Origin of the sequence: Oceanobacillus zhaokaii, from assembly GCF_003352005.1 — a bacterium.
In the GTDB taxonomy this organism is placed as follows: Bacteria; Bacillota; Bacilli; order Bacillales; family Amphibacillaceae; genus Oceanobacillus; species Oceanobacillus zhaokaii.
In genome coordinates this window covers 3,053,159-3,079,380 of record NZ_CP024848.1, presented here as the reverse complement: position 1 = coordinate 3,079,380, position 26,222 = coordinate 3,053,159, and the positions used below count along the sequence as shown (strand labels likewise).

Annotated in this window: 24 protein-coding genes; 20 read left to right on the top strand and 4 right to left on the bottom strand. The window is 38.9% G+C overall.

The annotated features are described in order from the left end of the window. Window positions 1-200 precede the first annotated feature (200 nt). From CUC15_RS15515 to CUC15_RS20290, 7 genes are all read left to right on the top strand, one after another. Entirely contained in the window at window positions 201-1,433 is a 1,233-nt protein-coding gene (locus CUC15_RS15515; protein ID WP_114917536.1) for an NRAMP family divalent metal transporter, read from the top strand. 197 nt (window positions 1,434-1,630) lie between these two features. Then, complete coding sequence (gene pxpB, locus CUC15_RS15510; protein WP_114917535.1) at window positions 1,631-2,386, top strand: 5-oxoprolinase subunit PxpB; 756 nt, start codon at window positions 1,631-1,633, stop codon at window positions 2,384-2,386. Next, the gene (locus CUC15_RS15505; RefSeq protein ID WP_114917534.1) at window positions 2,379-3,146 is read left to right on the top strand and encodes a LamB/YcsF family protein; all 768 of its coding nucleotides are present in this window, start codon (window positions 2,379-2,381) and stop codon (window positions 3,144-3,146) included. Before pxpB ends, CUC15_RS15505 begins: the two co-directional genes overlap by 8 nt. Further along, on the top strand, window positions 3,147-4,103 hold the full coding sequence (locus tag CUC15_RS15500; RefSeq protein WP_114917533.1) for a 5-oxoprolinase subunit C family protein: 957 nt from the start codon (window positions 3,147-3,149) through the stop codon (window positions 4,101-4,103). It abuts the gene before it with no gap. 72 nt (window positions 4,104-4,175) lie between these two features. Continuing rightward, a complete protein-coding gene (locus CUC15_RS15495) occupies window positions 4,176-4,952 on the top strand; it encodes a putative hydro-lyase (RefSeq protein WP_114917532.1) in 777 nt (258 codons plus the stop codon). A 168-nt stretch (window positions 4,953-5,120) separates the two neighbouring features. Next, the gene (locus CUC15_RS15490) at window positions 5,121-6,023 is read left to right on the top strand and encodes an SMI1/KNR4 family protein (RefSeq protein WP_114917531.1); all 903 of its coding nucleotides are present in this window, start codon (window positions 5,121-5,123) and stop codon (window positions 6,021-6,023) included. A 179-nt stretch (window positions 6,024-6,202) separates the two neighbouring features. Continuing rightward, the gene (locus CUC15_RS20290) at window positions 6,203-7,216 is read left to right on the top strand and encodes an SEC-C metal-binding domain-containing protein (protein WP_205317612.1); all 1,014 of its coding nucleotides are present in this window, start codon (window positions 6,203-6,205) and stop codon (window positions 7,214-7,216) included. Window positions 7,217-7,317: 101 nt separating this feature from the next. Here CUC15_RS20290 and larA read toward each other — a convergent pair whose 3' ends face one another. The 3 genes from larA to CUC15_RS15470 form a co-directional block, all read right to left on the bottom strand. Further along, complete coding sequence (gene larA, locus CUC15_RS15480) at window positions 7,318-8,580, bottom strand: nickel-dependent lactate racemase (RefSeq protein ID WP_114917530.1); 1,263 nt, start codon at window positions 8,578-8,580, stop codon at window positions 7,318-7,320. A gap of 19 nt (window positions 8,581-8,599) precedes the next feature. Further along, window positions 8,600-9,730: a 2-keto-3-deoxygluconate permease gene (locus CUC15_RS15475; protein ID WP_114917529.1), complete on the bottom strand. Its 1,131-nt coding sequence runs from the start codon at window positions 9,728-9,730 to the stop codon at window positions 8,600-8,602. 153 nt (window positions 9,731-9,883) lie between these two features. Then, window positions 9,884-11,053: a glycerate kinase gene (locus CUC15_RS15470; RefSeq protein WP_114917528.1), complete on the bottom strand. Its 1,170-nt coding sequence runs from the start codon at window positions 11,051-11,053 to the stop codon at window positions 9,884-9,886. Between the two features lie 146 nt (window positions 11,054-11,199). On the opposite strand from CUC15_RS15470, the gene CUC15_RS15465 reads away from it, so the two are divergent. The 4 genes from CUC15_RS15465 (at window position 11,200) to CUC15_RS15450 (ending at window position 15,288) form a co-directional block, all read left to right on the top strand. After that, entirely contained in the window at window positions 11,200-12,288 is a 1,089-nt protein-coding gene (locus CUC15_RS15465; RefSeq protein ID WP_114917527.1) for a CdaR family transcriptional regulator, read from the top strand. A 256-nt stretch (window positions 12,289-12,544) separates the two neighbouring features. Then, window positions 12,545-13,426: a UTP--glucose-1-phosphate uridylyltransferase GalU gene (gene galU / locus CUC15_RS15460; protein ID WP_114917526.1), complete on the top strand. Its 882-nt coding sequence runs from the start codon at window positions 12,545-12,547 to the stop codon at window positions 13,424-13,426. 65 nt (window positions 13,427-13,491) lie between these two features. Continuing rightward, window positions 13,492-14,781 carry a UDP-glucose dehydrogenase family protein gene (locus CUC15_RS15455; protein WP_114917525.1) on the top strand — a complete coding sequence of 430 codons (1,290 nt, stop codon included), beginning with the start codon at window positions 13,492-13,494 and terminating at the stop codon, window positions 14,779-14,781. A gap of 48 nt (window positions 14,782-14,829) precedes the next feature. Continuing rightward, window positions 14,830-15,288 (top strand): DUF3995 domain-containing protein, encoded by a 459-nt coding sequence (locus tag CUC15_RS15450; RefSeq protein WP_114917524.1) that lies wholly within the window; start codon window positions 14,830-14,832, stop codon window positions 15,286-15,288. A gap of 56 nt (window positions 15,289-15,344) precedes the next feature. Here CUC15_RS15450 and CUC15_RS15445 read toward each other — a convergent pair whose 3' ends face one another. Beyond that, on the bottom strand, window positions 15,345-16,214 hold the full coding sequence (locus CUC15_RS15445; RefSeq protein WP_114917523.1) for a LysR family transcriptional regulator: 870 nt from the start codon (window positions 16,212-16,214) through the stop codon (window positions 15,345-15,347). 203 nt (window positions 16,215-16,417) lie between these two features. On the opposite strand from CUC15_RS15445, the gene mmgD reads away from it, so the two are divergent. The 9 genes from mmgD to CUC15_RS15400 all read left to right on the top strand — a co-directional run bounded on the left by mmgD (window position 16,418) and on the right by CUC15_RS15400 (window position 26,205). Beyond that, window positions 16,418-17,527 carry a citrate synthase gene (mmgD, locus tag CUC15_RS15440; RefSeq protein ID WP_114917522.1) on the top strand — a complete coding sequence of 370 codons (1,110 nt, stop codon included), beginning with the start codon at window positions 16,418-16,420 and terminating at the stop codon, window positions 17,525-17,527. 28 nt (window positions 17,528-17,555) lie between these two features. Further along, entirely contained in the window at window positions 17,556-18,992 is a 1,437-nt protein-coding gene (locus CUC15_RS15435; RefSeq protein WP_114917521.1) for a bifunctional 2-methylcitrate dehydratase/aconitate hydratase, read from the top strand. Between the two features lie 14 nt (window positions 18,993-19,006). Next, on the top strand, window positions 19,007-19,903 hold the full coding sequence (gene prpB / locus CUC15_RS15430; RefSeq protein ID WP_114917520.1) for a methylisocitrate lyase: 897 nt from the start codon (window positions 19,007-19,009) through the stop codon (window positions 19,901-19,903). 688 nt (window positions 19,904-20,591) lie between these two features. Continuing rightward, a complete protein-coding gene (locus tag CUC15_RS15425; protein ID WP_114917519.1) occupies window positions 20,592-21,818 on the top strand; it encodes an acyl-CoA dehydrogenase in 1,227 nt (408 codons plus the stop codon). 1 nt (window position 21,819) lies between these two features. Then, on the top strand, window positions 21,820-22,596 hold the full coding sequence (locus CUC15_RS15420) for an SDR family oxidoreductase (RefSeq protein WP_114917518.1): 777 nt from the start codon (window positions 21,820-21,822) through the stop codon (window positions 22,594-22,596). Between the two features lie 68 nt (window positions 22,597-22,664). After that, complete coding sequence (locus CUC15_RS15415; RefSeq protein ID WP_114917517.1) at window positions 22,665-23,228, top strand: TetR/AcrR family transcriptional regulator; 564 nt, start codon at window positions 22,665-22,667, stop codon at window positions 23,226-23,228. Between the two features lie 149 nt (window positions 23,229-23,377). Further along, on the top strand, window positions 23,378-24,445 hold the full coding sequence (locus CUC15_RS15410) for a phosphotransferase family protein (RefSeq protein ID WP_242985879.1): 1,068 nt from the start codon (window positions 23,378-23,380) through the stop codon (window positions 24,443-24,445). A 4-nt stretch (window positions 24,446-24,449) separates the two neighbouring features. Then, window positions 24,450-25,205 (top strand): 2-phosphosulfolactate phosphatase, encoded by a 756-nt coding sequence (locus CUC15_RS15405; RefSeq protein ID WP_114917515.1) that lies wholly within the window; start codon window positions 24,450-24,452, stop codon window positions 25,203-25,205. Window positions 25,206-25,230: 25 nt separating this feature from the next. After that, window positions 25,231-26,205, top strand: coding sequence for a quinone oxidoreductase family protein (locus CUC15_RS15400; protein WP_114917514.1), 975 nt, complete (start codon window positions 25,231-25,233; stop codon window positions 26,203-26,205). Window positions 26,206-26,222: the final 17 nt, after the last annotated feature.

The window sequence follows — 26,222 nt, the reverse complement described above, 5'->3', positions numbered from 1 at the left end:
GGGAAGACCCTTAGTTAGGCTGGTTTAATCACTTCTTGACGGATGAGCGTCAAAATTTTCTGCGTGGATTTTCCACAAGTAAATGGAATGATTTCCAAGAATAGGAATCGGTAGATGGCAAACGATAAGAAAGAGCTATATGGCTATGGCAAAATTGTTTTATCTTAACTGAAAAATTAGTATGAAGGAGTGATACATAGATGGTAAATAAGAAAAAAGGTACAGGAAATCAGTTACTGTCCACGAATGAACAGAAAAAGCGCAGCGGGGCCCTGATTGGGGCGGCCTTCTTAATGGCAACGTCAGCAGTAGGACCAGGATTTTTAACGCAAACGGCTGTGTTTACGGAATCATTGCTTGCAAGCTTTGGGTTTGTAATTTTAGTTTCAATTTTACTGGATATCGGTGCTCAAATGAATGTTTGGCGCATCATTTCAATTTCAGGGAAACCAGGACAAGATATTGCCAACACAGTCTTTCCAGGACTTGGCTATGTTGTTGCCGTGTTTATTGTAATTGGTGGACTTGCCTTTAATATTGGGAATATTGGTGGTACAGGATTAGGGTTAAATGCTATGCTAGGGTTAGATGTTAAAATAGGTGCAGTGATATCAGCAGCGTTAGCAATCTTCATTTTCTTATCTAAAGAGGCTGGTGCTGCAATGGACCAAATCGTTAAATGGCTTGGTGGGATTTTATTAATTCTAATTGCATACGTGATGATCGTTAGCCAACCACCTGTTGGTGAAGCTGTCTTACGTACTTTTGTTCCAATTGAACTTGATATTTACGCCATTATTACGATTGTCGGAGGTACTGTTGGTGGATATATTACATTTTCTGGTGGGCATCGTCTGCTAGATGCGGGTATTACCGGAAAAGAAAGTATTCGAGAAGTAGATCGAACAGCGATAATGGGTATTGGTGTCGCTTCGCTTGTTCGCATCATGCTCTTCTTAGCTGTATTAGGGGTTGTTTCTAAAGGGGTTAATTTGGACCCGGCGAATCCTGCGGCAACGGTTTTCCAGCATGCAGCTGGTGATATTGGTTTCCGTCTATTTGGCTTAGTATTGTGGGTTGCTGGAATAACATCAGTGGTAGGTGCTGCCTACACTTCAGTATCCTTCCTAAAATCATTCAGTAAGAAAATTGAAAAACATGCGAATTACTGGATTATTGGTTTTATCGTATTTTCAACACTAGTCTTCATCTTTATCGGTAACGCAGCAGTCCTGCTTGTGCTTGCAGGTGCTTTGAACGGATTGATTCTGCCGTTAACACTTGGGTCGATGCTGCTTGCAGCAAACAATAAAAAAATCATGGGAGATTACAAACATCCAATTTGGTTGACTATATTTGGTATAATTATTGTAATCTTGACAGCAATATTAGGTGTGCGGACATTAATTCAAATGATACCGCAGCTGTTCTAAAGTAAAAGGGATTTATTCCCTTTTTTGGTAGAAGAAATTATAAACATAGGTTGTCACCTTCCTTTAAGTTGGGTGGCAGCCTAGTTTTAGTAGTTAGGAAAGTATAAAAATTTCTTACTACATAAGTTCAACTAAGGCTGCCATTGTAGGACTTGGCTAAACCTTCGTTTGCTAATAATTTATAAAGGGGGAATCGTATGTTTCGAATAGATGCTTATGGTGATATGGGATTACGAATACAGTTAGGAGCGACAATTTCAAAAGAAACAAATGAAAAGATTCGAAGCCTAGCCCTATGCTTGGAAAAGGAGAAAATACCTGGAGTTATCGAATGGATTCCAACGTATACCGCAATATCTATATCCTATGACCCTTATATTATTACTTATGATAAACTTAAAAATAGAATAATGAAGCTGCAAGCAACGATGGTGAGTGTGAAGCCGCCACCTGCTATGGTTGTTCATCTTCCAGTTTGTTATGGTGGGGAGTATGGTCCAGATCTTGAGACGGTCGCAAACCATAATGGAATAAGTATAGAAGATGTAATAAATCTTCACGCAGACGTCGATTATCTCATTTATATGATGGGCTTTACACCTGGTTTTCCGTATCTTGGTGGAATGTCTGAGAAAATTGCTACACCAAGATTAAGAAGTCCTCGTCAGAAAATTCCAGTCGGATCAGTCGGCATCGCGGGTGCACAGACAGGAGTATATTCAATGGAGACGCCAGGTGGCTGGCAATTGATTGGCAGAACTCCTGTAAGGTTATTTGATTCGAGTAAGCAGGAGCCGATTCTTCTGCAGGCAGGGAATTATGTGCGCTTTGTAAGGATAACAGAATCAGAATATAAAAAGATCGAAGCGGAGGTCAAGCAGGGTATTTATCAGCCAATACATGAGGATTTTGGAGGAAAAGCAGGCAATGATAGGAGGATACATAATGGCTAATAACGTTGTCGATCTAAATAGTGATTTAGGGGAAAGCTTTGGAGCGTATAAGATGGGACAGGATGACTTAGTGATGGAAGTTATATCTTCTGCGAATATTGCTTGTGGATATCATGCTGGTGATCATAATACAATCAGGCATACAATAAAGAAAGCTACCGAAAATAATGTTGGTCTTGGCGCACATCCAGGCTTTCAGGATTTAAGTGGATTTGGCAGGAGAAACATGCAAGTTGATAGTGAAGAAATATATAATTTAGTTGCTTACCAAATTGGTGCTGTTCAAGCTTTTGCAACAATAAATAACAATAAACTAAATCATGTAAAACCACACGGGGCATTATACAATATGGCTAGTAAAAATGAAGAAATGGCACACGCAATAGCGAGAGCTGTTTACGACATTGATCCAAAACTTATATTATTTGGTCTCGCTGGTGGAGAACTGATTCGGATGGGGAAAAAAGTTGGCTTAAAGGTTGCTGAGGAAGTATTTGCTGATCGAACATACCAGCCTGATGGATCATTGACAGCAAGAACAGAAAAAAATGCAATGATTGAGGATGCGGATGAAGCTGTCGAGCGTGTAATCCGTATGGTAACAGAAGGCAAGGTGGAAGCAGTCGATGGAACCGATATTGCTATTACTGCGGATACAATTTGTGTACATGGCGATGAACCGAAGTCATTAGAGTTTGTAAAGCGTCTTCGTGCAGGACTTACAGAAAAAGGAATTTTAATAAAAAGAGTAGGGATTTAAGTGGGAAATAATATTTTTGAAGTAGTGAAACCAGGACTGGCAACGACAATACAAGATCTCGGGAGAACAGGCCTTCAGCAATACGGTGTCGTTGTCGCTGGAGCGATGGATGCTTTTGCACTGCAAGTGGGTAATCTGCTTGTAGGGAATAAACGTGGTGAGGCTGGGATTGAAGTTGTAATCATGGGACCGAAATTACGCGTTTTAGCAGATAATGTCATTGCAATATGCGGTGCAGACCTTTCCCCCAAGCTCGATGGTGAACCCGTTTCATTATGGAAATCGTTCGCGGTCAAAGCTGGACAAACCTTAACGTTTGGAAAACCACTAAATGGTGGGTATGCATATATTGCTGTTGCTGGTGGAGTCGAGGTGCCGATTATTATGGGAAGTAAATCCACTTATACAAAGGCAGAACTTGGCGGTATCGAGGGACGTAATTTGCAAAAAGGGGACCAAATTTCAGCTGGTATGCCTAGCAGTACAGTAAAAACAGGAATTGGGCTGCCGATAAGGCAAATCCCAGATTATCGTTCTGGAAGAAAAATACGAGTGATTTTAGGACCTGACGTTGATGCATTTAGTGGCGAAAGTGTAGATAGGTTCCTTTCCGAGAATTATAAGCTAACAACCCAATCAGATCGCATGGGATCACGTTTGGAAGGGCCAAGTCTATCCTTAATAAGGGGAGCAGATATTATTTCTGATGCGATTTTCCCTGGGACAATTCAAGTACCTGCAAATGGACAGCCAATTATCCTGCTTGCAGACCGACAAACGACGGGTGGCTATACAAGAATTGCTACAGTAATAACGGTAGACTTGCCATATGTTGCCCAAATGCTGCCAGGAAATGAACTTGGATTTGAAGCAATCAGCGTGGAAAAGGCGCAACGGCTATATGTAGAACAGGAGTTATTATTGCGGACATTGAGTGTCAGTGCAGGGAATTACTAATCGGATGAGAGTTTTTGCTTATAAAATGGCAAAAATTGGGAAGTGACAGCAAACCAGTACAGGAGGATTTTTATGAGTACAGCTAAGGAAGTTCGTGAAGCTATTAGAACCGGGGAATGGGCAAAGCCCACAACAGGAGTTGCTTCAGGATACACACAGGTAAATTTAGTAATTTTGCCGAAGAAATATGCGTACGACTTTTTATTGTTCTGTATCCGCAATCCAAAGACTTGCCCACTTATCGAGGTAACAGATGTTGGTTCACCAGAGCCACAACAAACAGCTCAAGGGGCAGATTTGCGAACGGATCTACCGAAATACCGTATCTATCGTGATGGGGAATTTATAGAGGAAGTAACCGATATTACCGAATATTGGCAGGATGATTTTGTTTCGTTTCTAATTGGTTGCAGCTTCACATTTGAAAAGCCGTTGTTAGATAATGGAATTCCAATTCGTTACATTGAGGAAGGCCGGAATGTTTCCATGTATAGCACCAACGTTCCATGTGTATCTGCAGGTGTATTTAGTGGACCAATGGTTGTCAGCATGCGCCCAATGAAACCATCGGAAGCAATTCGTGCGACGCAAATTACATCGAGATATCCATCCGTTCATGGTGCTCCAGTACACATTGGTGACCCTGCAGCAATCGGTATCAAAGACATAAACAAGCCTGATTTCGGTGATGCCGTTACGATTCATGAAGACGAGGTTCCTGTTTTCTGGGGATGTGGCGTGACACCGCAAGCAGCAATAATGGCAAGTAAACCAGAATTTGTTATTACCCACGCTCCTGGTCATATGTTTATTACCGATGTTCGCGATGAGGATTATGCAGTGATATAAGGTTTGAACTTGAGAAGGAAAAATAAAATCCCGTTCACTTTTGATAGTGAACGGGATTTTTTGAGTTTAGGGATTTTTGTTTATATTTAGCGAATTAAAGAAGGAATAAGACCTACAGATGAAGAATTATGTAGAATAATGATTATAAAGGATTGGAGTGGGAGAAATATGACAATTATCGATATTTGGACGGGAGAATCCAGTGATCCATTCAAATTGAAACCGATTAATTCGGCTGAAATAAAACATGTAGAGTTAGACCTGGGGGTGGAATTGCCAGAAACCTATAAACAATTAATACTAAAGCAAAATGGCGGCTATATCACCTATAATTCCTATCCAACTAAAAAACCAACAGCTTGGTCAGAAGATCATATTCAATTTGATTACATACTAGGGATTGGAAATGAAGAAGGTATTTTAGATAGTGAACTGTTAATTAAGGAATGGGATCTGCCTAAAGGATTAATTCTTATTAACGGTGATGGTCATACTTGGGTGGCATTAGATTATCGAAAGAAAAAAAAGAACCCTCCAGTAATCTATTTCGATACGGAAGAGAATACTTCTTTTAAGCTAGCAAAAAACTTCGATGTATTTCTTTCAAAGTTATATATAGGGACAGATGAGGCAGAAGCTGAATTAGAGGAATGGACAAAGGAAGAAGCAGAAGCGATATTTAAAGGGTCGGATGAGGACCTGATCAGCAGTGTTATTATTAGTCTGCAATCGAATGATGATTTGGACTGGGTAGTAAGCAAATTAAAATCTTTAGCAACGCATAAAAGCAATTTAGTAAGGGAAACGGCTGTTGCCGTATTAGGAACTGTATTAGGTAATTTCCCTGATAATGAAGAATGGCTAATGAAGCAGTTAGAAGAATTTTCTAGACATGAGGATGATTTAATAAGGCGAGAAACTGCAGAGGCAATGTTAAATCATGTGATGAATGGTATTAAAGAAGAATTCGTATTTAGGTACAACAATATTATTGAAATGCTAGTATCAGATAGAGATGAAGATGTTAGGGAATTAGCTGAACATGCTAAAGAAGAGATGGATGTTAGATAGGGAGGAATGCGTATTTAGTTTGGATAAGAGGCCGAATCAAAGCTGATTGAATGAAACACATAGTAATTAAAGGAATAGATTTCCCTAATGTCGAATGAATATATTAGAAGAAAATTATGAAGCATGTAGTCTATAGATGAAGTATTTCCTCATCCTTAGTTAAAGAAGGAGGAGCAAATGTGAAAATAGGGAGAAATGAACCATGTCCTTGTGGAAGTGGGAAAAAGTATAAAAAATGTTGTTTAAACAAACAGACTGAAGTTCAGGAAGTAAGGATACAACCTGCCAGCAAGATGTGCACGTTAGAAGACGTAGAGCAAATGGAAACAGAAGCCCTTCTGGAATTGATTCAGAAATTTGGTATACCAGTAGATAAAACTTATTTTATTTCTGAAATAGAGAATTATTCATCTGCAGAGGAATTAACCAAATTGTGGATTGAAAATTATCACTTGGATATTAGTAATAACCTATCAGATTTAACCCTCGTTATTAAAGTACTAGCAAAACGATTGGTTCCAGAGCATCTGCTCCTTGATTATTTGGATGATTGGATGAATCAAGGGTATGATTTAGCGAGAGTTAATGATTATACTCATGCCTCTTTGTTATGGTGGAAAGTGTGGAAGTATTTGCCTAAGTGGGTAAGGGATAGAGATATTATCTCCATTGGTAAGCTGGATGAAATAACTAGTTCTCCTATGAGTAATTTATTCTCCAATTGGGTGCAAGACTTCGACTTGGGACTTGCAAAAGCAAAATTATCAGATAATCAATTTATTCATACAAGACGCATCTTTGCGGAGGAGTTCCTGGAACTATTTCCAGACTCAGATGAAACTATTATAGGGAAAATGACCATTGCAAAGGGGGAATCTTTATTTTACCTAGGTAAAATAAATGAAGCGGATGATGTATTTAGAGAATATGTGAATAAACATCCTAATAATCCATGGATATATATTCATTGGGGCGATTTGTATAATCCTGAGATGTCTTCAAAAACAGCTAATAAAGATAAAGCAATTGCATTTTATAAAGATGCCATTAGAATAGCAATAAATGAATCTGATCGTGACATTGCTTTAGATCGGCTGTACAAATTGGGAAATGTGGATTATAGAAAGCTGAGATACAGTGAAGCTGCTAATCATGATAAGTTTATGGAAATAGATGACTTTTCAAAGGTGTAAAAGAAGTAAGGAGATGAAAAAAGTCAGCGGAAAAATTCCCCTGACTTTTTAATAATATAGATAGGGTTGAAAAATAGAATGATGGTTCGGAAAATGACACGCTATTCCCCCACATAAGGGATTGTCAAAGGACCAAGAGGAAGTACAGCAATGGACATGCCTTCTCCGTACTTATCTTTTAGCGATGCTAATGTCTGCTCAATGTTATGACTAGGCTTTAACATCGTTCCCGTTACCTGTTCATCTGTCAGTTTAGAGTAGACATATACATCTGCCCAAACCTGGATCACTGCTTGTTTTTGCACCTGCCATTGGTCGAACACCTTAAATTCCGGATCATTTATTATTTCAAGCAGAGCTTCTGGACTATCTGCCATTTTAAAAATTTCAGCATAGTTCCCATGATCTGGAAGTCCGTCCGAGCATTCGGAGGCAACAATAATTGCCCCACCTTCCTTGACAATCTTATGTGCTGCACTCATTCCTTTGACTGCTTGATATAAATTTTGATCAAGGGGATAACCGGAGTTCGATGTAATTACAACATCAAATCTTTCTTCACAGCGAAACATTGCATGCTCTTTGGCAAACGCACAGCCGCGGTCATGTGCTTCGTAAAGCTCACCAGCAAAAACATTCGTAATTTCTTTTTCGCGATTCAAAGTGACATTCAACATAAAGTCGGGCTTGCACATTGAATTAATTTCCCGTGTCATGTCTTGTACTGGATTATTCGTCATATTTCCCCAAGTTGAAAGTGGATCACCAATCATTCTTGCATTATGGAACGTTAAAATCGTTTCAATCCCAGCAATCCCCGGCATGATTCCTTTTGGTCCACCCGAAAAGCCTGCAAAAAAGTGTGGTTCGATAAACCCGGTGACAATTCGAAAGTCCGACTCCACATAATCTTTATTCAAATAGACATCACAACCGAATTTACTTTTTCCAAGGTTAACAAGGGTATCCTTATCATGACATTGATTATTTACAATGCGAATATTATCGACAACCCAAGCCCCAAGCATTTGGACAAATTCTTCTCTCGTTTGATCGCGATGGGTTCCAGTTCCATTAATAATTACGAAGTTTTCTAATGGAACATGATTCAATTCTTCAATTAAAAGCGGTACCATTAGATGATTTGGCGTTGGTCTCGTAATATCGCTGATTACAATAGATACTTTGTCTGTTGATTTTACGGCATCCTTTAACGGAACATTGTTAATTGGGTTTCTTAATGCTTGTCTTATTGCATCTTTTTCATCTGCTGCTTTTGGTAAGTTTGTTGGTTCAATGATAAAAGCATTATCTGGCAGGTCTATGGATATACCATGTTTTCCATATAATATGTCTGTCTTCATGATTCATCCTCCTATCATTCTAGCTGTTAACTGTCTGCTTCGTTAATGTTTCTTCTGCTTCTTGCTTCAATCCTAAATCTTCTCTTGTTCCAATAATACCTCTTTTTCGTTGGAGCTTGTCTACCACGATTACGCCGAGTGGGCAAAGAAGAGCAGTTGTAATTGTTGAGATTGAAATTTGTGCCGTAGCAATTGGTACGATGCTCTGAATTGCTTCAAGCTCAGCTATTGACATTGCACCAGAACCAGCTGCAACTGCAGCCGCTGCCGCTACAGCTGCTGGAGTTGCAGCTGCATTTCCTGCTGTAGATGCTTCGGAAATAGGAGCAATATAGCTTTTTTCTTTAAATAATTTAAAGACGAGTATCCCCGTTCCTGCTGAAAATACAAAGGTAAGGATGGCAAGTGTCAATCCACCAGCTAATACCTCAGGATTAATGAAGTTAGCTAAATTCATCCCTGCTCCAAGAGCAAATGCGAAAAATGGAATGGTAAGTGCTTCACCAGGTTTTAAAAATGCACGTATTTTCGGGTCTAAATTTCCTAATAGCATTCCAATTCCAATTGGCAATAAGACAGCGACAAATGCAATGAGCGGAAAAGCGGTTCCTAAAACGCCTAAAGCAACTAGCGTTAAGAATGGTCCATCATTGATTGCCAGAATTGAAAGTCCGCCAACATCTGATCGGTTCCCAAATTTTCCAGTTAAAGCAGCATACATCCCACTATTACTATTCGTCATCCCCGCAATGAGCGCAAGTGTAGAAAGTCCAAACAGACCACTCATTGGATCAAAGAAATAGCCAAACGCCATTCCGACGGCAACACCGGCAAAATATTTTGAACCTGTCAATAGTACGCCTTTCTTTAGCGCCTTTCCTCCAACTTTTAAATTCATTTGACTTCCAACACAGAATAGGAATAAGGCGATAAGCACGAGCGCACTATCCTTGAATAATTCTTGTGAAAATCCACCAATCCGGAGAAATTCATAATGGCCTGCTTCTGTTTGTGGTGCACCAAGCATTTTTAGAAAATCCATGATAAGTGGAAGATGCATTTGGTCAATGGTATTTAGCGTTGCTCCAAGCAAAAGCGGAACAACCATCATGCCTCCAGGTACTTTTTCAACCGAGTCCATAATTTTCATACGAAAACTCCTCTCAATTATTAATAGTTGAATATAACTTTCAAAAAGAAAACTGTAAAATACCTTTTAATCAGAACAGATCTTCAGTAAATACACCAATACTCCAATTCATCTGTACATGCACAATCAATTACCGACATTATTTGACAAAAATCAAGGAGTGACAGGCACCTCATTTGCACAGGCACGATGCATGTTTGAACCCCAGACCCGCACTACTTGCTCAGCGCTTAGCTCTAATAGTTCTGCTGCATTTGCCATCGATTCTTCCAAGGTCATCGGTTTATTCATGATACTGTGTACACTGATAACACCATAATCATGGAGTACCTCTATCCCATCTCCTACGGTCCCGGCGATAATGATTGTTGGGACTCCATTTAGCATGGCTGCTTGAGCAACACCGAGTGGGGTTTTGCCAGAGGCAGTTTGGCTATCTACTTTTCCCTCTCCTGTAATGACAAGGTCTGCATCCTGTAAAAAGCTAGAGAAATTACTATATTCAAGAACAACATCGATGCCGCGTTTCATTTCAGCAGGGAAAAATGCTTGAAAAGCTCCACCAATTCCGCCAGCAGCACCTGCACCAGCTAAATTATGGAGATGAACCCCAGTCACCTTGGCAACTTCATTCGCCCAGTGGGTAAGATTATCGTCGAGCAAATGAACGATATCAGGTGTCGCGCCTTTTTGCGGTCCAAAGATGTGTGAAGCACCATTGGCTCCAACCAGTGGATTTTTGACATCGGATGCAATAAGAAAGGTACTTTTCTTTATCCTCGGGTCTAATTCCCTCGTCTCAATCCGAGCCACTTTATTTAGCTCTCCACCGCCATAGCCAATTTCGTTCCCATTCGAATCGAGTATCTTTAATCCAAGCGCTTGAAGCATTCCTGCTCCACCGTCATTCGTTGCAGACCCACCGATCGCTAGTATAAATGAGGTGTATCCGTCATCAAGTGCTTGTTTTATTAATTGTCCTGTTCCATATGTTGTCGCTTTTAAAGGTGCAAGTTTTCCATTTGGTACAAGATCAAGTCCCGATGCGCTTGCCATCTCAATGACACATGTTTTTGTATCGCCTAATATGCCATATTTAGCTGTGACATCATTACCTAGGGGGCCAACAACAGATACACTTTTTGTTGTTCCATTTGTTGCAGCAACAAGTGTATCCATAGTCCCTTCACCGCCATCACCAACGGGAAGGAGAACTGTTTTGGCATTAGGGAAAACGCGTTTAATTCCGCTATTAATTGAATTTGCCACTTCAACTGCACACAGACTCCCTTTAAAGGAATCTGGAGCAATAATTATCTTCATATAAACAGCTCCTTTGAAAACGTTATCAATATCATTTACTAAATTATACGAATCTTGACGATATTTGTATATAGCTATATTATATGAAAAAAGAGAGGGATTTCCATCCGTTTTTATACAAAGTAACCAAATAGGAGAGAATCATTTTGCTAACAAAGGAAATCGCAACTGCAATTGTCAGAGAAACGTCCCTACGAATCGATCGGAATGTTAACATTATGGACATTAATGGCGTCATCATCGCAACAATGGAACCATCAAGAATGGACACAATTCATGAAGGAGCAGTAGAGGTTCTGAGAAGCGGCAGGACACTGAAAATCTTTCAGAATGAGAGCGAAAGGTGGGATGGAAGTCAGCCAGGGCTTAATCTTCCAATCATTTTTAGAGAAAAAATAATAGGTGTTATTGGTATTACTGGAAATCCAGAAATGATGGGAGATATTGGCGAATTAGTTAAAATGACAACAGAGTTAATGATTAGTCAAGCATTCCTCGCTACACAATTAGAATGGGAGCAACGTATGAAAGAAATCATCATCGAACAACTCTTGGATAATAACCCACAGTTCCATGAGATTGAACGGGGATTAAGTAGATTGGATTTTCAATTGAATGCACCATTTATGACGGCAATTATTCAAGTTTCAGATAAGGAAATCCAGAAACAACCCCTTATTCAAAAAATAGAAGATTCAATAGGTGAAAAGCATGTGATTGCAGGTTTTATTAATCTCAATCAGCTGCTTATAGCACTTAGTGATCTTAACGAAGAGGATGCAATTAGTAAATTAGAAAGTGTTTATACTTTATTAAAAAGACAGAATTGGAAATTTAGAATGGTTTATAGTCTTCCATTTCATGAATTAGAGCAATTCCATCAGTCATATCTAGATTGTGACCTTGCTTTAAGAATCAGTGATCCAAAAAGGGATTTCGTATCATTTGGACAATTAGAAGTAAAAGCATTGGTTCATCAGCTTGACCTGGATATGGCAAGGCGATTTTCTCATAGGGTCTTGAAGCATTTTGATGCGAGCAAGGCGGAAACATTAGAATTCTTTTTCAAGAGCGATTTGAATATCCAAAAAGCGGCTGATACTTTATACCTTCATCGAAATACACTAATCTATCGATTGAACAAAATTACTGAAGAGACAGGATATAATCCAAGGAAATTTGATGATGCATTGATTTTACAGATTGCATTGTGGATAAAAGGAACAGCGAAATAGTCATCTTTTGACAAAATTTAGGGAGTCACAGGAGCTCAAACGAGTACAGTACCAATCTCTTGACTTAGGGATTTCCTGGATGGGTAGATAATACTATACTTTCGGGACATCTTTTTGTTATACCATAATTCGACAAAACTCGGGAAGTGACAGGCACTAAATTGTGCAAAAATCAATCTATTCTTAACATAATTTCATGCTTAAGTGTAGTAACATAATGATAGAGGTTTCACACTAATTAGATGGAGGGCTTGGGATGAAAACCATTAAGAAAGCAATTATTCCAGCAGCAGGGTTAGGTACAAGATTTTTACCAGTGACTAAGGCGATGCCGAAAGAAATGCTGCCCATTGTGGATAAACCAACAATTCAATATATCGTTGAAGAAGCAATTGAATCGGGAATTGAAGATATAATAATTGTTACTGGTAAGGGAAAACGTGCAATTGAGGACCATTTTGATAATAATTTTGAATTAGAACAGAACTTAATGGAAAAAGGTAAATTTGAATTACTGGAAAAGGTTAGGCATACATCCGAGGTTGATATTCATTATATTCGGCAAAAGGAACCAAAAGGGCTTGGTCATGCGGTATGGTGTGCACGTAAATTTATTGGCGATGAGCCGTTTGCTGTACTGCTTGGGGATGATATCGTTCAAGCAGAAGTACCAGGTCTGCGTCAGCTAATTGGACAATTTGAAGAGACCGGATGTTCTGTTGTCGGTGTTCAGCAAGTAGCAGAAAATGAAACAGACCGATACGGAATTGTGGATCCACTTTCCGCAGAGGGTAGACGTTATCAAGTAAGAAACTTCGTTGAAAAACCTAAACTAGGAACAGCACCATCGAATTTGGCAATTATGGGTCGCTATGTATTTACTCCAGAGATTTTTGCATTATTAGATAAGCAAGAGATTGGTGCTGGAGGTGAAATTCAGCTTACGGATGCGATTCAGCAGTTGAATCAAATTCAAGATGTGTACGCATATGATTTTGCTGGGAAGCGTTATGATGTTGGAGAAAAGCTAGGATTTATTCGTACGAATCTAGAATTTGCTTTGCAAAATGAAGAATTTGGCGATGAAGTAAGAAAGATGTTGAACGAGTTATTATTAGAGCATGGAACGATTAGATAGAGAGTATAAAAAATACTAGGAAACATTTACTCAAATTCATATAACAATTTTTATGGGGGCTACTCATGAATATTTCTGTTGTTGGTACGGGGTATGTTGGTTTAGTAACTGGTGTAAGTCTTGCAGAAATTGGTCATCATGTTATCTGCATTGATATCAATGAATCAAAGATAGAAAAAATGAAGCAGGGGATTTCACCAATTTATGAACCTGGCTTAGATGAAATGATGTCAAGAAATATTGAAGCGGGACGACTTACTTTTACATCCAATCATAAAGAAGGATTTTGTCATGCAGATGTTATTTATATTGCAGTCGGCACCCCTGAAAAAGCGGATGGGTCTGCAAATCTAGAATTTGTCGAGCAAGCTGCAAGAGATATTGCGAATCATATAACAAAGGACATAATTGTGGTGACAAAGAGTACAGTCCCCGCTGGTACGAACGATCGAATACTAGAAATAATAGAGAAGAACCAAATACACAATGTAAAATTTGATGTCGTAGCAAATCCGGAATTTTTAAGAGAAGGTTCAGCATTAAAAGATTCATTTAATGCTGACCGTATTGTAATCGGTGCAAACAGTGGTTATGCGGCAAGTATAATTGAAAAAATTAATGAGCCATTTGGTGTGCCAATTTATCATACAGATATTCGCAGCGCGGAATTGATTAAATATGCCTCTAATGCCTTTCTGGCGACAAAAATAAGTTTTATTAACGAAATTGCTGCTATTTGTGAACGGGTAGGAGCAAATGTCGAGGATGTTTCAAAAGGGATGGGAATGGACCAGCGAATCGGTGAAAGCTTTCTAAATGCTGGAATCGGTTATGGAGGCTCCTGTTTTCCAAAGGATACGAAAGCATTGATCCAAATAGCTGGCAATGTCGCCTATGATTTTGAGCTATTAAAAGGTGTCGTCAATGTTAACCAGAAACAGCGTACTCTTTTAATAGATAAGTTGAATGAAAGATTTGACACATTAGCTGATAAGCGCATTGCTGTATTGGGACTTGCATTCAAGCCGAATACAGACGATATGAGAGAAGCAGCATCAATCATAGTGACGGAAAGATTAATTGAACAAGGTGCAACGGTTATTACCTATGACCCGGTGGCAATGGAGAGTGCCAAGGACCGTTTGCATTCTGATATACTCTATGCTGCAAGTATACAGAAGGCACTGACAGATGCAGACGCTGCACTTATATTGACAGAGTGGGATGAAATTCGTAATGTCAATCCGATTGTTTTTCAATCGATGAAAAGCCCGATTGTTTTTGATGGAAGGAATTGTTTCTCCGTAGAAACTATGAAGGAAAGTGGCGTGGAGTATTGGTCGGTGGGGAGGTAGAGTTATTTCGTTATTATTCGACAAAACTCGAGGAGTGACACCGCCAAAATGGAAACCAAAATCAATAAATATTATGTTTACATGGGTATAATTTGGACGATTTTATTTGCTGGGATGAGTTTCTACTGGGCATTGGGCGGTATGATTGGTGTTAGATCATTGGGAGGAGCTATCTATGAACAGGCTTTAGATCCAGAACCAGCCTTCGTTACCATTGTTTGGATGACTGCGTTCATTAAATTATTTGGGGCTTTGCTACTTTTTATGCTATTGGTTAAATGGAGAGATTCTTGGATGCGAATGATACTTTATTTCATGATAAAGGTATCTGGTGCATTGCTATTTTTATATGGATTATTCAACTTTATTACGATAATATTGAGTACTATAGACCTTCTAGATTTTCAATTAGATGGCTATGCAATTTTTTGGAGATTATTATTTTGGGAGCCATACTGGATGATCGGCGGATTAATTTACTTTTTCACTATTAAAATAGCAAAATAAAATGAGGGGTTGGAAAATTGAATAGATGGATTGCACTAAATTCGGGAAGTGTCACCTCACAATGCCTTCACATCCAGCCCCTCTATAAACCGAATAAACGCCTTCACAATATTTAACTGTAATGATTCCTCATGATAATACATCCATGTTTTACGAGTAATTGCCTCGCCAGACTTTAAAGCTATCGGCTTAACAATCAGCTCCGGATATGGTCTCACAACTAAATTCGCCACAATTGCATAACCAAGTCCATTAATTACCATTTCCTTGCAAGTTTCCACTTGGTTAACCTGTATATTGATGTAAGGTCGTTGTTTGTAATTTTGGTACCACCAGTTATCAACGATTGTTTTCATCGTTTCATCTGTATAATAATCAATGCGTGGTAAGTGGGGAAGATCCTGCCAATTGAATTCCCAGGGGGAGGCGATACAAATCTCCTCTTCATAAAGCAACTCCTTTTGTTCCTTCCATGGATAATCTCCTTTGATAAAACTAAGATGGACATCGTGATTAAGGATTAATCGATGCATCTCTCTACTCCAACCTGTTACAACCTGAAACTCGACATTCGGATATTCCTGTTTAAATAGTCGGAGTAATTTTGGCATTTTATTCAATGCAAAAAAATTGGAAACACCAACCCTTAGTGTGCCTGCTACTTGATGCTTCATATTATTTAATTTTTCCTCTATTTCTCTTTGCTCGTGCAGCATTTTGATAGCATGCTCGGCAAGCTGCATTCCCTCTGGCGTAAACGTAATCCCTCGCCGCTTTCTCAATATTATTTGTACACCGTAATGCTCTTCCAATTTTTTAATCCTTGATGTTAACGTTGGCTGCGTTAAAAATAAATGCTGTGCCGCCTGCGTAATATTTTGCGTGTGATGTAAAGTTGCTAGCATCTCCCAATCCTGAAAGTCCATTTCTTGTCCACCTCACATTAAAGTTTAGAATGGAAAATCATATTAGATATCGAAAAAATTTATGGCTAATTATTAATATTATATATTTTTATAATTTTCAAATCAATATTATAATGAAGTTAGACAGAAAGATGCACTTGTTTCATCCAATAAATGAGAGCGCTTTTAAACTGGTTGTTCTATTAATTTAAGGGGGGATTTTTGTGACAATAAAGGAAAAGTATGTTCCTGGACTAGAAGGAGTTATCGCATCAGAGACAGCAATTTCTTTTCTTGATACAGCAAAGGAAAAAATAATTATTAAAGGCGAGGATTTGATAGCGTTATCAAAGAACAATGATTATCTTGATGTTGTGAACTTATTATTAGAAGGAGAGCTTCCGAGCTCTCTTGAAAAAGTAGCCTTGGAGGATAAACTGAAGCAACATTATGATTTACCTGAAAAAGTAATAGAACTGCTGAAGCTATTGCCAAAACAGACACACCCGATGGATGCACAGCGCACAGGCATTTCGATGCTTTCGGGCTATGATGATGATCTTGATGACCGTTCACCTAGTGCTAATAAAGAACGAGCATATCAGCTTTTAGGTAATCTCCCGACCTTAACAGTTAATAGTTACCGTGTGCTGCAAGGGCAAGAGATTGTCGCTCCTAAAAAAGATTTATCCTACAGCGCTAATTTTCTATCAATGATAACAGGGAAACTCCCGACTGAACTGGAAACGAAAATTTTTGATCAATTGCTTCTATTATATAGCGAGCATGAAATGCCAAATTCAACGTTTACTGCAAGGGTGATTGCTTCCACCCAATCGGATATTTACGGTGCATTAACAGGAGCGGTTGCTTCTTTAAAAGGAAATCTGCACGGTGGAGCGAATGAAGCGGTAATGTACATGCTGAATGATGTGAAAACAGTCGCTGAATTTGAAGAATTGATGCTGAAAAAGCTGCAAAAAAAGGAAAAAATCATGGGATTCGGACATCGTGTGTATATGAAAAAGATGGATCCAAGAGCATTAATTGTGAAAAAAGCATTAAAGGAGTTATCAGCCCAAGCGGGAGACGATTTATTGCTGGAAATGTGTGAAGCTGGAGAAAGATTGATGGAGCGGGAAAAGGGGCTTTATCCGAATTTAGATTATTATGCTGCACCAGTGTATTGGATGCTCGGCATACCAATCCCATTGTATACCCCAATCTTCTTTAGTGCACGAACTGCTGGCCTATGTGCCCATGTAATCGAGCAGCATGAAAACAATCGAATTTTCAGACCACGTGTAAATTATATCGGAAAAGCGTATTCGTGAATGGTACTCAACTGAAAGGGTGAATGGCATGCTAAATGTTAAGGAACAGATGAAAACAGACGAACTAATCGAAAAAATTACGGATTATGTGTTAGACAAAGAGATTACTAGTGAAGAGGCATTTTCAACTGCACATTATGTTTTGGTAGACACGATTGGATGTGGGATTCTTGCGCTTAATTATCCAGAATGCACGAAGCTTCTAGGTCCAATCGTTCCTGGTACGGTGGTGCCGAATGGTGCGCGAGTCCCAGGAACCCCCTATGTACTTGATCCTATTCAAGCGGCATTTAATATTGGTACGATGATTCGCTGGCTTGATTATAATGACACATGGCTTGCAGCGGAATGGGGACATCCTTCCGATAATTTAGGGGGTATTCTTGCAGTAGCAGACTACATTAGCCGAGAACGTTTAGCGAAAGGCGGGGAACCACTTAAGGTCCAAGAAGTGCTGAAAATGATGATCAAAGCACATGAAATCCAAGGAGTATTGGCTCTTGAAAATAGTTTAAATCGAGTTGGTTTGGATCATGTCTTATATGTAAAAATCGCTACTACAGCCGTTGTGACAAAAATGCTTGGTGGTGGCAGGGAAGAGATTAACAATGCATTGTCAAATGCATGGATTGATAATTCCAGCCTCCGCACGTATCGCCATGCACCAAATACAGGCTCCCGCAAATCATGGGCAGCAGGGGATGCGACTAGCAGGGCAGTTCGTCTGGCGATGATGGCTGTAAAAGGCGAGATGGGCTATCCAACAGCATTAAGTGCGCCAGGATGGGGATTCCAGGATATTTTATTTAATAAACAGGAATTAATTACGAAGCAGCCCTACGAAAGTTATGTTATGGAAAACGTCTTATTTAAGGTTTCATATCCAGCAGAATTCCATGCACAAACAGCGGCAGAGGCGGCAGTTCAACTTCATCCGGAGGTCATCAATCGACTGGATGAAATCGATCAGATTACGATTACAACGCATGAGTCGGCGATTCGGATTATTGATAAGAAGGGGCCGCTGCATAATCCCGCTGATCGCGATCATTGTATTCAGTACATTACAGCGATTGGATTGTTAAAAGGGGATATTCGGGCAGAGGATTATGAAGATAATGTTGCAGACGATCCGAGAATCGATGCACTGCGCGATAAGATGATCGTCGTTGAGAAGGAGCAATATACAAAAGATTATCTTGATCCAAGCAAGAGATCCATTGCAAATGCGGTTCAAGTGCAATTTAAAGACGGGACAGAAACAGAAGAAATTGAATGTGAATACCCATTGGGGCACCGGTTCCGTCGCGAGGAAGCAATTCCTAAAATAATGAGGAAATTCTCGGCAAACATTAAAACCCATTATACGGAAAAGCAACAGAAGAAAATAGAGGAAGCAACAAGTGATTATGATAAGCTCACTGCATTAAGTGTGAATGAATTTATGGAGCTTTTCATTAACTAGAGGAGTGAAATTAAATGGCATGGATTGTTGATAAACCATTAACACAAATTGAATTAGCAGAGCAATTCAATACGCTGATTCAAGATAAAAAGATTTTACAGATACCTGGTGCACATGATGCAATGGCAGCTCTAATAGCAAAAAATTCAGGGTTCTCGGCGCTTTACCTATCCGGAGCTGCTTACACAGCAAGTCGAGGATTACCGGATCTTGGAATAGTCACCTCAACAGAAGTTGCAGAGCGTGCAAGGGATCTTGTTCGAGCAACGAATCTTCCTTTAATAGTCGATATTGATACAGGGTTTGGAGGGGTACTTAATGCTGCACGTACTGCAAGGGAAATGGTTGAAGCAAACGTTGCTGCAGTACAAATTGAAGACCAGCAGCTTCCGAAGAAATGTGGCCATTTAAATGGAAAGAACCTCGTGACAACGGAAGAGATGGCACAAAAAATTAAAGCAATTAAAGAAGTAGCACCAACCTTAATCATTGTAGCTCGCACAGATGCAAGGGCTGTTGAAGGAATCGAATCGGCTATTGAGAGGGCCAAAGCATATGTCGAAGCAGGTGCAGATGCGATTTTCCCAGAAGCATTGCAAACAGAAGAGGAATTTCACTTGTTTGCCAAAAAGATTGATGTTCCATTACTTGCAAATATGACAGAATTTGGCAAGACACCGTTTATCTCAGCGGAAGCATTTGAAGAGATGGGATTTCGAATGGTTATTTATCCAGTCACTTCTTTACGAGTCGCAGCAAAAGCATACGAACGCGTTTTCCAATTAATAAAGGAGCAAGGTTCACAGGAAGCGGCGGTTACAGATATGCAAACAAGGAAAGAATTGTATGAGACGATAAGTTATGATGATTTTGAGGAGTTGGATAGTAGCATTGCGAAGACGGTGCTGTAAGGTGGAGGGGAGTTCTATTAATAAAGGGGTCAGTAGTTAAAGCTGCTGATTCTTTTATTGTTTCTAGCCAAATTAATTTGACCTTTATAATTTAATTTAATAATTAAGTTAAAACAAACTTGAAAATAATGGTGGATATTACTTTGGAATAAAACCTTTAATCAGTAGTAAACAATATCCATGGTGACTATTGGGTTCATACTTGATGATAGACTAATAACTCCAGCGGAATCCGTATGTAAGGAAGATAGCTGTTTTTGCTTTGTCAGGATTAGAAGCCGGGCCCAATGCTACGAATCTATCTAATTCTAACTTTAGCACTTATTCCTTTATCCGTTACGACAAATATAGTAAAAGATCGGCAACTGGTGCATTGGTTCTCTGCTTGCCTTAAGGAGATAAAACTTTGCTAAATACTTCGGATGTAAATAATTTTTCCATAGCCGCTTCTTTAATTAGTTTTTCCCTAAATTTATCTTTGCAGCTGCCAAATTTGTAAATCTCTCACTACTAGAAACACAGTTAGTGATAGGGCTTTCTGAATTTGATGACAAATGTCGCAAAAATGACCAAAAAAATAAAGGTTGCATTTATTAATCCGTTTGCTATAATTATACTTAAGATTCTGAACATACTATCCGGTAGGTTAGTGGTGTGCGTTAAAACTAAATGTTTGGAGGAATGGGAAATGGAATTTACTTACTCAGACAAAGTAGTTGAATTACAGAGGAAGGTAACTAATTTTATGGAAAAACACGTATATCCAAATGAGAAGGTTTACAAAGAACAGTTAAATCAACAAGTAAGTAGATGGTCTGATGTACCACCAATTATGGAAGAATTAAAGGCAAAGGCAAGAGCAGAAGGACTTTGGAATTTGTTTCTACCTGAAAGTGAGTATGGAGCAGGGTTAACAAATCTCGAATATGCACCCCTTTGTGAAATAATGGGAAGATCAATGATAGGACCGGAAGTATTTAATTGTAGTGCGCCGGATACTGGTAATATGGAAGTATTGGTTCGTTACGGTACAGAACAGCAAAAGAAGCAATGGCTTGAGCCACTCCTTGATGGTGAAATTCGCTCATGCTTCTCAATGACGGAACCAGATGTTGCTTCAAGTGATGCAACAAATATAGAAACAAGTATTGTAAAAGATGGTGATGAATATGTAATCAACGGCCGAAAATGGTGGTCATCAGGTGCAGGGGATCCTCGCTGCAAAATAGCTATCGTAATGGGCAAGAATGATCCTAATGCAAATAGGCATGAACAACAATCAATGATCCTCGTTCCACTAAATACAGAAGGAATTAAGATTGAACGTATGCTTCCAGTATTTGGTTATGATGATGCACCACATGGTCATGCTGAAATTGTTTATGATAACGTGAGAGTCCCTGCTGAAAATATGCTTTGGGAAGAAGGAAAGGGCTTTGCAATTGCACAAGGTCGATTAGGACCTGGACGAATCCACCATTGTATGCGATTAATAGGTGCTGCAGAGCGAGCACTTGAAGATTTATGTAAGCGCGTTCAGGAACGAGAAGCTTTTGGTAAGAAGATAGCTGATCAGGGTGTCGTACAAGAATGGATTGCAGATTCACGTATTGAGATTGAACAAGCACGCTTACTAACGTTAAAAGCCGCTTATATGATGGATACGGTTGGAAATAAAGAAGCGAAAGCGGAAATAGCAATGATAAAAGTAGTTGCCCCAAATATGGCATTGCGAGTGATTGATCGGGCAATACAAGCACATGGTGGTGCAGGAGTAAGTGATGATTTCACCCTTGCAAACCATTGGGCAAATTCCAGAACGCTTAGGCTTGCAGATGGTCCTGATGAAGTACATCGTCGCCAAATTGCTAGATTAGAGTTGAGAAAATATGCTGTAGTTCAGGAGGTAAAGTAAATTGAATGTATTTGATCTATTTAGCTTGGATGGAAAGACGGCGATTGTTACTGGTGGAGGGCGTGGGCTAGGAGCGCAAATGGCCCGGGCATTTGCAGAAGCTGGTGCAAATATTGTTGTCTGCTCACGAAAGCTGGATGCGTGTAAGGAAATTAGTGAAGAAATAAAGGGTCTTGGTGTAGATTCATTAGCTATCCAATGTGATGTAGCTAACCATGAAGATGTAAAAAAGGTTGTAAAAGGTACGTTAGAGCATTTCGGTACAATTGATATATTAGTAAATAATAGTGGGGCAACTTGGGGTGCACCAGTTGTTGAAATGCCATTAGAGGCATGGCATAAGGTTATCGATGTAAATGTAACGGGGACTTATTTAATGAGTTTGGAAGTCGGTAAAGTGATGATTAAGCAAAATAAAGGAAAAATTATTAACATCGCCTCAATTGCAGGTTTTGGGGGAACAAACCCTAAGATTATGGATACGATTGGCTATAATACAAGTAAGGGAGCAGTTATTACCTTCACAAAAGATTTGGCAGTGAAATGGGGTCAATATAATATTAATGTTAATGCAATTGCACCTGGATTTTTCCCGACAAAAATGGCAAGAGGGCTACTGGAAAAAGGCGGGGACGAAATACTGCAAGGAACTCCATTGAATCGATATGGAAACGATCAAGATTTGAAAGGTGCCGCATTATTTCTTGCATCAGAAGCATCGGATTTTGTAACGGGGGATATATTAACAGTTGATGGGGGTTCACATGCATTTGCATAGATGAAATATGATAGACCTTGTGATAAATTAAGAGTATTAAAACTTATAAGCTAGCGAGGTCAGAGAATATGAAAGACGAAATTACGAAACAAAGTATTTTGTTATTCGAAAAAAAAGGATTTAGTACAACTTCTATTCAAGATATTGTAAATGCTCTAGGGGTTACGAAGGGAACATTTTATTACTATTTTTCAAGTAAAGAACAGTTACTAATGGACATTCACGATGACTATATTACGAAACTATTAGAGCTGCAAAAGAAAATTATTCATAAAAATCATCGTTCGCAAAAAGAAAAGTTAATTGAAATAATACGATTATTAATTACAGATATTGTTGAAAATGGCCCGAGTGCACGTGTGTTTTTTCGAGAAATGCGACATCTTGATAATAAACACAATGAAATAATTAAACAAAAACGGGAAAATTTTCGAATAAATGTAGAACGTATTGTACAGGAAGGAATTGAAAAAAAGGAGTTTCATAATAATCTAAGGGCTGATATGGTTTCATTTGGAATAGTGGGGATAACCAACTGGAGCTATAATTGGTATAAGGCTGATGGGGAAGTTTCACCGGAAGAATTAGTAATAATTTATTCTCAAATGATATTTTCAGGTATAGATAAATAGTATTACTATCTTAAGTGATAGTAATACATATTTAATTAACTGAATAGTCTTAACATACTATCCGGATAGTACTGTGGACAGAAGGATATTGTTCGACTGCTATGTATAATGCTTATTTAATATAGAGAAATATGGCAGGAGGTAAAAAAGTGAAATTTTCGTATAGCGATACGATAAATGTTCGTGAAGGAGAGGAACTCGATAAGAAAACGCTGCTTCATTACATTAGAGAAAATCTCCCTAATGTTCCAAATGGGCAGTTGGAAATAGAACAATTTGGGGCAGGACATTCAAACCTCACCTATCTATTACGAGTTAAGTCCTGGGAAGCGGTATTACGCCGCCCTCCTTTAGGTCCCGTTGCCCCCAAATCGCATGATATGGAAAGGGAGTTTAGAATATTAACGAGTTTGAATCCATTTTATCAAACAGCACCTAAAGCCTATCATTATTCTGAAGATAATACGATTGTAGGTAGCCGTTTTTTTATAATGGAGCGAAGAAAAGGAATTGTAATCGATACGGAGTTTCCTAATGGGGTAATTTATGATAACTTGCTAGGACAGAAAATTTCGGAGTTAATGGTAGATAAATTAGTAGAATTACATCAAATTGATTATACGAAGACAGAACTATTGAATATTTCGAAGCCAACTGGATTTATGAAACGGCAGGTAGATGGCTGGATTAAACGTTATGAACTTTCTAAAACGGATAATATTCATGGAGTAGATCAATTAACAAAATGGATGCAAGAAAATATTCCTATTTCTCCTAATCCAGCAATTATTCATTATGATTATAAATTAAATAATGCGATGTTTTCAGAAGACTTTAGTGAGATGGTTGGATTGTTTGATTGGGAAATGACGACCGTTGGTGACCCTTTGGCAGACCTAGGTGTTGCTTTAGCCTACTGGACCCAGCCAGATGATCCTGAGCAGTTGAAAAAGGGGATTGGTAAACCATCCGTAACAACGATTGGTGGCTTTTTTTCACGTGAGCAATTCTTGGAAACGTATGCGAGAAAAAGTGGTAGGGACGTATCATCCATCCATTTTTATCTTACTTTCGCATACTTTAAACTTGCGGTAATTTGTCAGCAAATTTATTACCGATATTATAAAGGACAGACAAATGACCCGAGATTCGCGCAATTAAATCAATATACAGCGATCCTCATTCATTATGCATTAAATTCTACTAAGGGGATGTGATACGATGAAAATTCATCTCCTTCTAAAAAAAGAAGAGATTGATACAGTACAAATGAATGAAGATAAAATCGCAGTCGTATTTGATGTGTTACTTGCTACATCAACCATTACTTCGTGTTTGGATTATGGGGCAAAACAAGTAATTCCAGTTATGGATGAGGCTGAAGCTGTACTGACAGCGAGGGATTACTTACAAGAGGATATTGTGCTTGTCGGAGAATATAACGGCATAACAATAGACGGTTTTTTGAATCCTGCCCCTTCCTCCTTGAAAAATCAAGTGAAGGATAAAACTGTCATACTTTCTACTACAAATGGGACCGTTGCTATTCGAAAGTCAGCCACAGCAAAACAAGTCTATATTGCTTCATTATTAAATAGCGTGGCCGTAAGTAAACGAATAATAGAAATCTATGATGGTGAAACAATAGTTGTTGTTTGCTCTGGATCATCGAACCAATTTTGCGTGGAGGATTTTTATGGAGCCGGTTATTTTATTGAACAACTCGTAAAAGAATATGGTGTTAATAATGTTGACTTAACAGATAGCTCAATGGCAGCAAAATTATTCTATGAAAATACATCTGAAGATGGACTAAGTGTATTAAGTGATTCCCGAGTAGGGCGAATGCTAAATACCTATAATCTTCAGGATGACCTTACGTATGTCAGCCAGAAGGGGATATTGACAATCATTCCAATATTACTGGACGGAAGGACAGTTGTTTTGGAAAAAATAGAAGCTAGTAAGGAAAAATAGTAACATTTAGAAGGGGATTGAAGTGATGAGAGGAATTCAATTTAAAGAATTCGGTGGACCGGAAGTGCTGGAAATCGTCGAAATGGAAAAACCATCCTTTAATGACGATGAAGTTTTAATAAAGGTAAAAGCAATCGGTGTGAATTACGCTGATACAGCAAGACGTGAAGGAAATTATGTTGTACCTACGTCTTTACCTTTTATCCCAGGTGCAGAAATTGCTGGAGTTGTAGAGGAAGTTGGCGAGCATGTTCAAGGTGTTGAAAAGGGGATGCGGGTTGTAACATTAATTGGTTCAGGAGGCTATGCAGAATATGCAGCTGTAAATGCAAATAAGTTGATTCCTATTCCAATTAACATATCTTTCGAAAAAGCTGTTGCATTACCACTCCAAGGATTAAGTGCCTATCATATCTTAAAAACCATGGGTAGATTGGAAGAAGGAGAAACAGTGCTCGTTCATGCTGCAGCTGGTGGGGTTGGATCAATAGCCGTACAACTTGCAAAACGGTTCGGTGCTGGAAAAGTGATTGCTACAGCTAGTACCGAGGAGAAGCTATCCTTAGCGAAGAAACTAGGTGCGGACCATCTTGTCAATTATACTGAGGACGGATGGGAGAAGAAAGTTGTTGAATTGACAGATGGTAAAGGAGTAGATGTAGCACTTGAAATGGTAGGTGGTGATATATTTAATAAGACAGTAAGATGCTTAGCACCCTTTGGTCGCCTCATAATTTATGGCGTGGCAAGTGGAATACAATCGGAATTTTATCCAAGAACTTTAATGAAGCGTAACCAGTCCATAATAGGATTTTTCCTACCAAAAATCATGAGTAAACCAAGACTATATCAGGAGAGTTTACAGGAACTTTTAACCTATATGAATAATGAAGAGCTGGAACTTATAATTGGTGGAACATATCCATTAACAGATGCTGCCCTTGTTCATCGGAAACTGCAGGGAAGGGAAACAAAAGGAAAACTCATCTTGCTCCCATAAGGAAAGAAACGTTACAT